Source organism: Flavobacterium sp. Root186 (assembly GCF_001428525.1).
Classification (GTDB): Bacteria; Bacteroidota; Bacteroidia; order Flavobacteriales; family Flavobacteriaceae; genus Flavobacterium.
Window position 1 is genome coordinate 418,409 of record NZ_LMHW01000011.1, and the last position, 12,610, is coordinate 431,018.

Here is a 12,610-nt window from a genome sequence, read left to right on the forward strand (position 1 = left end):
TTAGTTATTAATAGTTTTAAATCAGTTTATTTCTCTTTTAAAATACTCGAAATAATCGAGTTACCAATTGGGGTTTTGATCAGCTTGTGATGCGATTTGTGCAGTACAATGGCCACTATTAAATAGAAAAGTGCCATGATAAAAAATCCAAAATAATATTCCCCGAGTTCTTTCCCAATCCATAAACTTAAACCAACATTAAGGAACAAGGTAAAAAATGCAACAACAACACCGACTGCTATCTTAGATGCTAATGATGAAACACCATCGGCGACTGAATTTATTGTTTTGAGTTTTAATAGTTCTAAACTCGTTTTTGTATAATTTTCAGCTTTTTCATATAGATTAAAATCCTGGTTTGTTGTTGCATTTGGTTCCATGATGTTGGTATTTATGGTTTGAAAAAATCACTTTATATTAGTAGTTTGATTTTACAGTTTTAGCTTCATCTTTAACTGTATTGAAATCATCTTTTACCTGGTTGAATTTTGCTTTTCCTTCCTCGATGATGTCTTTACCGTTTGAAGTGATTGTGCTTACAATACCATCAAATTTTGTTTTGATATTATCTCCGTAATCTTTCGATTTATCTTTGATTTTTTTTCTAGTATTTGAACCTTTGTCCGGTGCGAATAATACTCCTAATAATGCTCCTGCGGCTGCAGCTCCTACGATTCCTAAAATTGTGCTAGATGCTTTCATAATATTTGATTTTTAATAGATTAATATATTTATTTAATGTTGATTAATTTTTAAACCTCCCGGCCTTTGATAAGTCTCAGTAAAATGGCAATAATGGCAATTACTAATAAAATATGGATGATACTTCCGAAACTGTATACAAAGAACCCAAGAGCCCACAGAATAACAAGTATTACTGCTACGGTATATAATAAATTTGACATGGCTGCTTATTTAATGAGTTAGTAATTAAATTGTTTTTTAATTTAACTTATACGAAAGGTATAAGGTCAAATTGCTGTTTTTTGCATCTGGAAACGTATAAGTCGTTCCGTCAATAGCAGTTCTTTCTTTTCCAACTGTTGTAAGACCATAGTTATAACGTAATCCGATGCTTATTGGACTAAAATCTACTCCAACACCTGCAGCAATACCCGCATCAAATTTGTTTAAATCGTCTGTGTCTACATCTTCATCAAAATCAAAATCTCCGCTTCCTGTAACTTTAGAACTTACCAGATATGATGCATATCCACCGGCATGTACATTAAAGTTTTTAGTAATGTTAACTCTTACTAAAAGAGGAACTTCGATATAGTTTAATTTGAATTTGGCATTTCCTGATGCAAAAGCATTGTCGTATTCAAATTCAGAACCCTTTGTTGTGAATAAAATCTCTGGTTGAATTGCTACAAAATCTGAAATTGGTAATGTGGCATAAACACCGGCATTAAAACCGTATAGAACATTTTCATCATTAGGTTCGTTTTCACCATCAGATATTAAATTCGACATGTTGAATCCTCCTTTTACACCAAACTCGGTGTTTACATTATTGTCTTGAGCGTGCAGCATTCCAAATGAAGCTGAAATAAAAAGGGTTAAGGCGCATAAAAAATTGGTTTGCATTTTCATAATAAAATAATTTAGTTAGTAATACGGGCTTTTAATAATTTCTTTTTTTTAATTTTTCTCTTTAATAATTCTCTCGGTTTCCCTTAAGAGGTCAAATTGTTCAGGCAAATACTTCAATACTAATTTTAAAATTATTTTATCGTTAGTTTCATTCGAAACGGTTTCTAATAACTTAATCTGCTGTTCCAGGCATTCTTTCATAGAATTTAAATAAACTCTGTTGAAATCTGAAGGATTTGCGGTAATCAATTCATAAGTATCTCCTCTGTGTGTTGCATTAATTTCAGATATAATAATCAGCTTTTTGTTTGCCAATTCTGTTATTTCGTGCAACAGTTGATTTTGATGTCTTTCGATTTGTTTACCTAAAATCACTATTGAATTTTCTGAACTTTTTTGTTGTGCAATTTGACTTTTCGAAATAATTGTTTTTCCAACGTTGGCCGTTTCGATAAAAAAAAAAGCTACTGTTTCTTCTTCCTCATTTTTCGCAAAAGTTTCATTTTTTTTTAGTGTGTTTTCTATCGAATTATTTTTTTTGCATGACGAAACACAAATTATAATTAATAAAAAAAGTACTTTAAAAAATGTCACTTTCAGTACGGGTATTGTTTTCATTATTACTTCTTAAAGTATTACATTACAAAGATGCTAATGAATACAACGTTTTGCTTTACAGCATAAAAAAGAAACGTTATATAATTCCCATAAAGAATTTATATAACGTTTAATATGTTAGTGTTTTAGGGAGTTAACGAAATTTAATCAGGGAGAAATAAGGTAAAAACAGATCCTTTATTTGGTTCACTATGAGCCATAATATATCCTTTATGGTTGTCTGCGATTTTCTTACAAATTGCTAAACCAATTCCGGTTCCGGGATAATCTGTTTTGGAATGCAAACGCTGAAACAAAATAAAGATCGTTTCTTTAAATTGAGGATCAAATCCCATTCCGTTGTCAGTAAAAGTTATTTTATGGAATTTTTTAATATTTTGATCTAGTTCCAGATAATCTTCAGAATTGACCTTTGTGCTCTCTATTGTTATTGAGGGTATAACATTTGGTCTGCTGTATTTTAAAGAATTTCCAATTAAGTTGATAAAAAGCTGTTCAATTTGATACGGAATAACGGCAAGTTTTGGAAGTTTATTAGCCACTATTACAGCACTTTTTTCTTCAATAACTTCTGTTAGTTCAGATTCGGCGTTTTGAAGCAATTCCTCTAAGTTCGTTTTTATAAATTCTTTCTTGGTGGTATTTGTTTTCGAAAATAAAAGTAAGTCATCAATTAATACACGCATTCTTTTTGCCGAAACCTCAATCTTAGCAATATAATCTCTTGCACTTTGTGACATACCCGCTTTATCAGCGTCAGAAACCCGCGAAATAAAAGTCTGTATTTTTCGCAGCGGCTCTTGTAAGTCGTGACTTGCCACATGATTGAAAGAAGCAAGTTCCTTATTGCTTTTTTCAAGTTCTTTATTACGTTCCTGCAATTCAATATTTAGCAAATGTTCATCGGTAATATCAAAATTGATTCCAAGTAAAATTTTACTTCCCTGCTGATCGGTCAATAATTTTCCGGTCGACTTAAAATATCTGATTTCGTGACTAGGAAGTAATACTTTATAATAGACAAACGGAAGCTGTCTGTTTTTTAAAATTCCTTCAATAGAATTCGAAACATTTTCTTTATCATCAGGATGTACAAAGTCTAAAAAAGTTTCTTTTACAGGTGTAAATGAGCCGGGTTCATAACCCAGTAAACGATATTGATTGTCTGAATAATCGATTTTATTCGCATCTAAATCCCATTGCCAGGTACTAAATTTTCCAATGGTTTCAGATTCTGAAATTAATCCGTTTGAAATTAAAAGTCTTTTATTGAAAACTTTTAAGCGCTGGAAATCTTTACTGATTTGTCTGAAAGCTAAAAGGATAAAAAATAGTGCTGTTAAAAATAATGAAATAGAGAAAAGCGGACTTAGCGAAATTTCATCGTCATAAATTTTAAGTCTGTTTTTTAAATACGTTTTCTCGATGTCGTTCATTTCGTCAACTTTAAAACGAATGTTTTCCATCAGGATTCGTCCTCCAAACATATGATTGTCGAGTCTTCGTTTATCATATGTTTTAGGATCGCTGTATTTTAGACAATTTTCAAAAGAAACAAAACGCTGAATAATCAGCTTAAATAATCTTCGAAGATTTTCCTGCTGAACGGGATTATCAGCAGTTAATTTTTTTAATGTAATAAATGAAGTGTTTACCTTATCGCGAGAATAAATATAAGGAGTTAAAAAACGGGCATTTCGGGTAATAATATAACCTCTCTGACCGGTTTCGGCATCCTTAATTGCCGACATTAACCTTTCTAACTGAATGTTTATTTCATAAGTATGCATAACCACCTTACTCGATTCGTTCAAGTCCTGATTATGCTTATAAGCAATAGAAGAAAGAAATAACAGAATGAAAACTGCGATTACAAAAATAACTCTCAAAGAGTTTGAAGAATTAAAATTTGGTATCCATTTCATTGGTATACTTTTATTTTAGTCGCAGCAAGAAATTATCACGATTTAACCCAGAGGTATGATAGTGCCAGTTTACGGTCACGACTTCATTAATTATTTTTTTCAGCGTATTGAAATCGCTTGGTTTTTTAATATAAATATTGGCACCCTGAATAAAAGTGTCTTCTATATCTTCTTCAGAAGACGAAGTAGAATAGATCGCAATAATTATATTTTTAAGATGCTCTGTTTTTTTAATTTCAATCAAACACTCTTTACCTGTTTTTTTTGGCATATTTAAATCCAGAAACAAAATATCCGGCAGTTTGTTATCCTGATCCATTAAATGCTCCATTAACTGCATTCCGTCATGAACAAATTCCACGTTTGTTTGTATTTTGATTTCTTCAAATGCATCCTTAAAAAAAAGACGATCATCCTCGTCATCATCTGCCAGTAAAATATTTAATGCGTTTTTTTGCATTTTAGTATGGTATTTGGTTTTTTATTTTAAATTTTCTCTTCTTTTCTTTATTATTCTTTGAAATGCCGAAGGAGTAATTCCTGTCGTATTTTTAAACTGCGTACTTAAATGCGCAACGCTTGAGTAATTTAACAAAAAAGCAATTTCTGTCAAACTCATTTCATTAATAATAATTAATTGTTTTGCTCTTTCTATTTTTTGTAAAATGATGAAGTTTTCGATAGACGAATAAGTAACTTCCGAAAAAACATTGGATAAATAACCATAGCTATGGTTGAGTTTTTCTGCTAAAAAAACAGAACTTTTATAATTGTTACTGTCTTCCATAAAGACCAGCTCAATTATCGCATCTTTGATTTTTTGTACTAAAACACTTTTCTGATTTTCTACAACTTCAAAACCATGCGGAATTAAATTATTTTTTAAAGTTTCGAGTGCATCAGCATCAAGATTGTCATCAATCTCAATCTCGCCAAATCCTAAACTGGTAAAATTTATATTTTGTTGTTCCAGGTTTTGTTTTAGATAAAGTGAACAGATGGTATTTATGTCGAACTTTATAAATAGCTTCATTTTTATAAAAAATTTGGTTAAAGATAAATAAATTATTTGGGGTTACAGCGTTTAATGTTTTTTTAAAATCTATAAACAGTAATAATAATCAATAAAAGTTTCAAAAAAATACCGCCTAATACATTTAATTACTAGACGGTATTTCCTGATTGAGTCAGAAGGTTTACAAATCTGACAGAATTTGATGAAATTCTTCTTTAGTTTTACCTAATTTTTGCTGAAGTTTTCCATACAATTCGTCTTCTTTTCCTTCAGCATAAATTAAATCATCATCTGTCAACTCAGCATATTTTTGCTTCAGTTTTCCTTTTAACTCATTCCAATTTCCTTTTATTTCTGTAGTATTCATGATCGCGTTTGTTTTGTTATTATTACAATGTAAAGTTGCAGTTTCTCTATGAAATTTGTGTTACAAGAATTTCGATGATCGTTGCATAATTCACATTTTGCCTTTATTTAGGCCTGATAACGACGTAAAACCCATGCCATTTTTTCGTGTTCCTGTAGCAGTCCTGTAACAAAATCAGCAGATCCGGCATCGTTTGTTTCGTTTTCAAAAACCGGAATGTAATCTCTAAATTCTGTAACCAACTGCTCATGATTTTCTAAAAGTTCCTCAAGCATGTGTTTTTGCGAAGCATATTCTTTTGGAGATTCTTTAAGTGTAGAATTTTCGATAAACTCCTTCATTGTACCAATCGTTTTTTCGCCAAGCTGACTGATTCTTTCTGCAACTTCGTCTATTTGTGCTTCTAAAATGCGGTATTGTTCTTCAAACAATTTATGCAGTTCCATAAAACTATTTCCTGAAATATTCCAGTGAAATTTTCTGGTTTTAACATAAAGTGTCATTTCGTTAGATAGAATCGTGGCTAATATAGTTGAACTCTTTTTTAAGTTTGCTGCCGATATTCCGATATGTGGAGTCATAATTGTTGTTTTTTGGATTCAATTCAAAAATAAAGAGGAAGAGCTTGGCGCATCTTACATAATTAGCCAAAGATGTTACATGAATTCAATGTTTTCATAACATATTAATGATTTCAAAATTGTAGTTTTGCCGCCAACTAAAACTAAAACCCCTGAATAATGAAAAAACAGTTACTCATTTTATTTATTTTAATTACTTCCGTATCAGCCAAAGCACAATCTTATATTGGTTATTTTCAAGATAATTACGCAGGTGTACAAAGCGTTCTTTTTAATCCGGCTTCTATAGCCGATTCCCGTTTTAAAACAGATATTAATATATTTTCTGTTAGCGGATCTGTACAAAATGATTTGTACGGAGTTAAAATTTTTGATACTTATAAAGATGGTTATGATTTTGACAGCCAGTCTAAAATGACTCCAAAAAATGCTAATAATGCATTAGCAAATTTTGATATCATGGGACCGTCTTTCATGTTTAATATTGCTCCAAAACATACTATTGCCGTATTCACAAGAGCAAGATCAATTACGAATGCCAACAAAATCAACGGATATCTGGTAGATCAGGTAAAAGATGGTTTAGATGAGGCAAGCGATTTTAATTTTAATTTAGGAAGCCCAAACGGATCTTCTAATGCCTGGGGCGAATTAGGAATCTCTTATGCAGCAGTTTTATACCAAAACAATCAGCATTTCTTAAAAGGAGGTTTAACTGCTAAATATTTACAAGGTGGTGCAAATGCATATGTTCAGGGAAAAAATGTTAGTGTAACTTATGTTGAGAACACAACAAATCCGCACTTAGGGCTATTACAATCAAGTGGAGAAATTACAGTAGGAGGAAGCCAGGATTGGGAAAATAATGAAGATTATGATTTTGACTCTGCTTCACGCGGATTTGGTTTTGATTTTGGATTGGTTTACGAATGGAGACCAGATTACGATCAATACGATTTAAGAAACGCAAAACCTGCGGATAATAACTTCAGAGATTTAAATAAATACAAATTACGTTTCGGTTTATCTGTTACAGATATTGGGGCTATTAACTACAAAAATTCTAAACTGGATACCTATAATGTAAATGGTGTTGTAACACAGCAAATGATTGATGATGCAGACAATTTATATGATTTCTTAAACGATCATTATACTAAAATTTCAACTTCAAAAGGGGTAAAAACAAATCTGCCAACAGCTATTCACGCCGACGCAGACTGGAATATGTATAATAAATTCTATTTGAATCTTAATGGAGACATCAGTATGGTTTCTAACAATAAACTAAATTCATACGGAATTGCTGACAGAGTAACGTTAACGCCTCGCTATGAAAGCAGATGGTTTAGTTTTTATGTACCGGTAACGTATATGGAATATAGCGGTATGCAGGTTGGTACAGGTTTGCGTACAGGAGTTTTCTTTATAGGTTCTGGTTCTATTTTGAGCAATTTAGTATCTAAAGAATCAAAAGGAGCAGATTTTTATGTTGGGATGAAAATTCCGGTTTACGAAAAGCAGTTTAAAGATACCGATGGAGACGGAATTATTGATAAAGAAGATGCCTGCAAAAAAGTAGCCGGCCCTAAAGAAAATAATGGATGCCCTTGGCCAGATACAGATGGTGACAAAGTTTTTGATAAAGACGATGCCTGTCCGGATGTAAAAGGTCCAAAAGAAAATAAAGGATGTCCATGGAAAGATTCTGACGGAGATACTTTATTAGATAATGTAGATGCCTGCCCGGCAGCTGCAGGTCCGGTTGAAAATAAAGGATGCCCTTGGCCAGACACAGATGGAGATGGGGTTTTAGATAAAGACGATGCCTGCCCAGCAGTTGCCGGATTACCAGTAAACAAAGGATGTCCGGATCTTGATGCTGATAAAGACGGTGTTTTAGACAAAGAAGACGATTGTCCTCTTGTAGCCGGGCCAGCAGATAATAAAGGTTGTCCTAAAGTAACTAAAGAAACATTAGCGCAATTAAAAGTTGAAGCAAAATCTATTTTCTTCAATACAGGAAAAGCAACTTTAGACGGTGCTAAAATGGGAGAAACTTCAGGAAGACTTGACGCAATCAAAGAAATTTTAAAGAACTATCCAAATGCTAAATTTGCAATTAACGGACACACAGATAATGTAGGGAATCCAAAAGCAAATCAGAAATTATCTGAAGCAAGAGCAAAAGCCGTAATGGATCTTTTAATTGAAAAAGGAGTAAATCCTGCCAATTTAACTTCTAAAGGTTATGGAGCCTCAAAACCGGTAAAAACAAATAAAACCGCAGCAGGAAGAGCCGAAAACAGAAGAACAGAAATTGTTTACTTAGGTAATTTATAATTGCTGTTGAATATAAAACCAAAAAGCCATTCTTAATTGAGTGGCTTTTTTTATTTTTGCATACTTTCTAAAAAGAATAAAATCTTTGAAAAAGAACTAAAAAAACAATATGACTACACAACAACTACACGAACAAATTCTTCAAAAAAAATCATTTTTATGCGTAGGCTTAGATCCTGATTTGAATAAAATTCCACCGCATTTATTAGAAACAGAAGATCCAATTTTTGAATTTAATAAAGCCATAATCGACGCAACTCATGATTTAACCGTTGGATACAAACCTAATACCGCTTTCTTTGAAGCATACGGAATAAAAGGATGGATGTCTCTGCAAAAAACAATCAATTATATCAACGAAAATTATCCTGATATTTTTACCATTGCCGATGCAAAACGCGGCGATATTGGAAATACATCAAGTATGTATGCTAAAGCTTTTTTTGAAGATTTAAATTTTGACAGTGTAACCGTTGCACCTTATATGGGAAAAGATTCTGTAGAACCTTTCCTGGCTTTCGAAAATAAACATACAATCATGTTAGCTTTAACCTCTAACGAAGGTGCTTTCGATTTTCAGACTTTAAACACAAACGGAACAGAATTATACAAACAAGTTTTAGAAACCTCTAAAACATGGAAAAACAGCCATAACTTAATGTATGTGGTTGGCGCTACAAAAGCAGAATATTTTGCGGATATCAGAAAAATTGTTCCAGACAGCTTTTTATTAGTTCCCGGAATTGGCGCTCAAGGAGGAAGCTTATCTGAAGTATGCAAATACGGAATGAACGATAAAATTGGTTTATTAGTAAACTCGGCAAGAGCTATAATCTATGCTTCAAAAGGAACAGACTTTGCAGAAAAGGCAAGAGAAGAGGCTTTGAAAGTGCAGCAGGAAATGGAAGAGATTATTAATTCTAAGTTTTAAATAACTTTATAAATAAATTAACCGCAAAGTTCGCTAAGGTTTTAGCAAGGTTCGCAAAGAAATAAACTTTGTGCTCTTAGCGTAAATCTTTGCGAACTTTGCGGTTAAAAAGACAATCTAAATAAATGAAACAGTTAACTGATCAAATAGGAACCGTTCATTCTTTTGAGACAGCTCCAAAAAGAATTATTTCTTTGGTCCCTTCTCAAACAGAATTGCTTTATGATTTAGGTTTAGAAGATAAAATTATCGGAATTACGAAGTTTTGTGTGCATCCGTTTCATTTTAAATCAACCAAAAAGATTGTAGGCGGAACGAAGAAAATCCATTTTGAAAAAATAAAATTATTGCAGCCCGATATTATCATTTGTAATAAAGAAGAAAACACAGAAGAAATCGTAAAACAATTACAGGAAATCTGCCCGGTTTGGGTTACGAATATCGTTTCTATAGAAGATAATTTCCAGATGATTTCAGATTTCGGACAATTATTCAACTGTAGAACCGAATCTCAAAAGTGGAATGATAAATTGACTTTCGCCTTGAGCGATTTCAAAAAATATATTCAGGATATTGAAGTAAAAAAAGCGGCTTATTTTATTTGGAAGAATCCGTACATGGTCGCCGGGAAAGATACTTATATAAATGAGTTATTAAAACTGAATCATTTTACAAACATTTATGAAGATAAAGGGCGTTATCCTGAAATCGAACTAAAAAAAATGCGTTTAGAAGGTGATCCGGATCTTGTTTTTCTTTCCTCAGAACCCTATCCTTTTAAAGAAGAAGATGCCTTTGAAATAGGAAGGTTTACTCATCATGCCAAAACCATTTTCGTCGACGGTGAAATGTTCTCATGGCACGGCAGCCGATTATTAAAGGCTTTCTCTTATTTTAAATTACTGCACGAAAGATTGAAGAATTAAAAAAAGAAATCTCAATAATTTAAAACTCCAAATTCCAATTTTCCAGTTTCGTGAAAAAATTGGAATTTGGAATTTTTTTATTGGAATTTAACCAAAAAATAATGCCGGCATCTCAAACACGCCGGCATCATTTAACTAACCAAAACCAAAATAATAAATAACCAGTTTATTACATTACAAATGTCCGACATATATCAATCTTAAGCTGTTAAGGTCTTGTTATTACTTTGTTGGATATAAGTTAATGTCAAAGTTTTAGTTTTGGATAAAAAAACTTGTGCTGGGGTTAAATTATGCTCAAAATAAAGCAACCTGAAACTAAAACTTATATAAAAAAAGAATGCCGGCATCTCGAAGACGCCGGCATCATTTAACTAACCAAAACCAAAATAATAAATAACCAGTTTATTACATTACAAATGTCCGACATATATCAATCTTAAGCTGTTAAGGTTTTGTTATTACTTTGTTGACCATAAGTTAAGATTTGTCAAAACCCGTTTTTGAGCTTTCTGCAGCGTTAAATAATTTTTGATTATTAAAATATAATAACAATCAATTTTGTTTATGAATATCGTAGAGATTAGTTTGTATATTTGATAAAACATTAAAAATCAGCGATATGGAATCAAACAAAAAATTAACAACTGCTACAGGAACTCCAGTTCCAGACAACCAAAATATTCAAACAGCAGGCCCGCGAGGCCCGGTTTTATTACAAGATTTTTGGTTTTTAGAAAAAATGGCACATTTTGATCGAGAGGTAATCCCGGAACGTCGTATGCATGCAAAAGGATCTGGCGCTTACGGAACTTTTACGGTAACTCACGATATTACAAAATACACAAGAGCCGATTTGTTTTCGGAAATTGGTAAAAAAACAGAAATGTTTGCTCGTTTTTCTACTGTTGCAGGAGAAAGAGGTGCTGCTGATGCCGAAAGAGATATTCGTGGTTTTGCTTTGAAATTTTATACGAATGAAGGAAACTGGGATTTGGTTGGAAACAATACTCCGGTATTCTTTTTTAGAGATCCAATGAAATTTCCTGATCTAAACCATGCCGTAAAACGTGACCCAAAAACGAACCTAAGAAGTGCTGATAACAATTGGGATTTTTGGACATTATTGCCAGAAGCTTTACATCAGGTTACAATTGTAATGAGTGATAGAGGAATTCCTAGATCATACAGACAAATGCACGGATTTGGAAGCCATACTTTTAGTTTCATCAATCATCAAAACGAAAGACATTATGTGAAATTTCATTTTGTAACACAGCAAGGAATTGATAACCTTTCTGATGAAGAAGCAGCTCAATTAGTTGGAGGAGACAGAGAAAGCCACCAAAGAGATTTATTTGATGCCATCGAAGAAGGAAACTTCCCAAAATGGAAATTGTTCGTTCAAATCATGACCGAAGAACAAGCTGAAAATTATCGTTTTCATCCTTTTGATTTGACTAAAGTTTGGTTGAAAAAAGATTTTCCATTGATTCCAGTTGGAGAATTCGAATTAAACAAAAACCCTGAAAATTATTTTGCAGAAGTAGAGCAGGCTGCATTTAATCCGGCGCATGTTGTTCCTGGAATTAGTTTCTCACCAGATAAAATGCTGCAAGCTCGTTTATTCTCTTACGGAGATGCGCATAGATACCGTTTAGGAGTAAATAATTTCCAAATTCCGGTAAATTCAGCAAGATGCCCATACAATACTTTCCATAGAGACGGAGCAATGCGTGTTGACGGGAATAACGGATCTAAAAAACATTATGAGCCAAATAGTTTTGGTGAGATGCAAGAACAGCCAGAATTTAAAGAACCACCATTGAAACTTCATGGGGATGCTTGGGCGCATAATTTTAGAGATGACGATAACGATTATTTCACGCAGCCAGGATTATTATTCAACTTATTAACTCCGGAGAAAAAACAATTGTTGTTTAAAAATACTGCAGGGCAAGTAGGAGGTGCTCAAAAGTTTATCCAGATTCGTCACATCAGAAACTGTTACAAAGCCGATCCTGCATACGGAGAAGGTGTTGCAAACGCATTAGGTCTAACAATGAACGAAGTGAATACTTTTGATGATCCTAGACTGGCGATTGTGGTTCGCTAAGTTACATAGGTTCAAAGGAACAAAGGTTCTGAATCTTAATTAGAATTTAAAATTAAACCCGATAGGATTTTTAAATCCTGTCGGGTTTGTTTTTTAATATGAAAAAATATAAAAAATAAACCAGCGGAAACCTGTTTCATTCGTTAAGTCCGTGGGCAAAACCTATGCACAAAACATTTGTGAAACTGGACT

The 12,610-nt window shown here is 32.8% G+C and carries 14 protein-coding genes; 4 read left to right on the forward strand and 10 right to left on the reverse strand.

The features are described from left to right. Positions 1-26: 26 nt before the first annotated feature. The 10 genes from ASD98_RS10890 to ASD98_RS10930 all read right to left on the reverse strand — a co-directional run bounded on the left by ASD98_RS10890 (position 27) and on the right by ASD98_RS10930 (position 6,102). Positions 27-380 carry a hypothetical protein gene (locus ASD98_RS10890; RefSeq protein ID WP_056204206.1) on the reverse strand — a complete coding sequence of 118 codons (354 nt, stop codon included), beginning with the start codon at positions 378-380 and terminating at the stop codon, positions 27-29. Positions 381-417: 37 nt separating this feature from the next. Continuing rightward, a complete protein-coding gene (locus ASD98_RS10895) occupies positions 418-702 on the reverse strand; it encodes a YtxH domain-containing protein (RefSeq protein ID WP_053474144.1) in 285 nt (94 codons plus the stop codon). A 50-nt stretch (positions 703-752) separates the two neighbouring features. After that, entirely contained in the window at positions 753-905 is a 153-nt protein-coding gene (locus ASD98_RS23840) for a lmo0937 family membrane protein (RefSeq protein WP_128414821.1), read from the reverse strand. Between the two features lie 37 nt (positions 906-942). Next, positions 943-1,596, reverse strand: coding sequence for a porin family protein (locus ASD98_RS10900; protein WP_056204209.1), 654 nt, complete (start codon positions 1,594-1,596; stop codon positions 943-945). A 48-nt stretch (positions 1,597-1,644) separates the two neighbouring features. After that, on the reverse strand, positions 1,645-2,214 hold the full coding sequence (locus ASD98_RS10905) for a DUF4142 domain-containing protein (RefSeq protein ID WP_056204212.1): 570 nt from the start codon (positions 2,212-2,214) through the stop codon (positions 1,645-1,647). Between the two features lie 143 nt (positions 2,215-2,357). Further along, entirely contained in the window at positions 2,358-4,139 is a 1,782-nt protein-coding gene (locus tag ASD98_RS10910) for a CHASE3 domain-containing protein (RefSeq protein ID WP_056204214.1), read from the reverse strand. 10 nt (positions 4,140-4,149) lie between these two features. Next, positions 4,150-4,599 carry a response regulator gene (locus ASD98_RS10915; protein ID WP_053474140.1) on the reverse strand — a complete coding sequence of 150 codons (450 nt, stop codon included), beginning with the start codon at positions 4,597-4,599 and terminating at the stop codon, positions 4,150-4,152. Between the two features lie 21 nt (positions 4,600-4,620). Continuing rightward, entirely contained in the window at positions 4,621-5,172 is a 552-nt protein-coding gene (locus ASD98_RS10920; protein WP_056204216.1) for an AraC family transcriptional regulator, read from the reverse strand. A 163-nt stretch (positions 5,173-5,335) separates the two neighbouring features. After that, positions 5,336-5,521 (reverse strand): CsbD family protein, encoded by a 186-nt coding sequence (locus tag ASD98_RS10925; RefSeq protein WP_053474138.1) that lies wholly within the window; start codon positions 5,519-5,521, stop codon positions 5,336-5,338. A gap of 107 nt (positions 5,522-5,628) precedes the next feature. Next, entirely contained in the window at positions 5,629-6,102 is a 474-nt protein-coding gene (locus tag ASD98_RS10930) for a Dps family protein (RefSeq protein WP_056204218.1), read from the reverse strand. Positions 6,103-6,261: 159 nt separating this feature from the next. On the opposite strand from ASD98_RS10930, the gene ASD98_RS10935 reads away from it, so the two are divergent. The 4 genes from ASD98_RS10935 to ASD98_RS10950 all read left to right on the forward strand — a co-directional run bounded on the left by ASD98_RS10935 (position 6,262) and on the right by ASD98_RS10950 (position 12,418). Continuing rightward, positions 6,262-8,445 (forward strand): OmpA family protein, encoded by a 2,184-nt coding sequence (locus ASD98_RS10935; RefSeq protein WP_056204220.1) that lies wholly within the window; start codon positions 6,262-6,264, stop codon positions 8,443-8,445. A 109-nt stretch (positions 8,446-8,554) separates the two neighbouring features. Further along, positions 8,555-9,376, forward strand: coding sequence for an orotidine-5'-phosphate decarboxylase (gene pyrF / locus ASD98_RS10940; RefSeq protein WP_056204222.1), 822 nt, complete (start codon positions 8,555-8,557; stop codon positions 9,374-9,376). 125 nt (positions 9,377-9,501) lie between these two features. Beyond that, entirely contained in the window at positions 9,502-10,302 is an 801-nt protein-coding gene (locus tag ASD98_RS10945) for an ABC transporter substrate-binding protein (RefSeq protein ID WP_056204225.1), read from the forward strand. 622 nt (positions 10,303-10,924) lie between these two features. Then, positions 10,925-12,418, forward strand: a complete 1,494-nt coding sequence (locus ASD98_RS10950) for a catalase (RefSeq protein ID WP_056204226.1) — start codon at positions 10,925-10,927, stop codon at positions 12,416-12,418. Positions 12,419-12,610 lie beyond the last annotated feature (192 nt).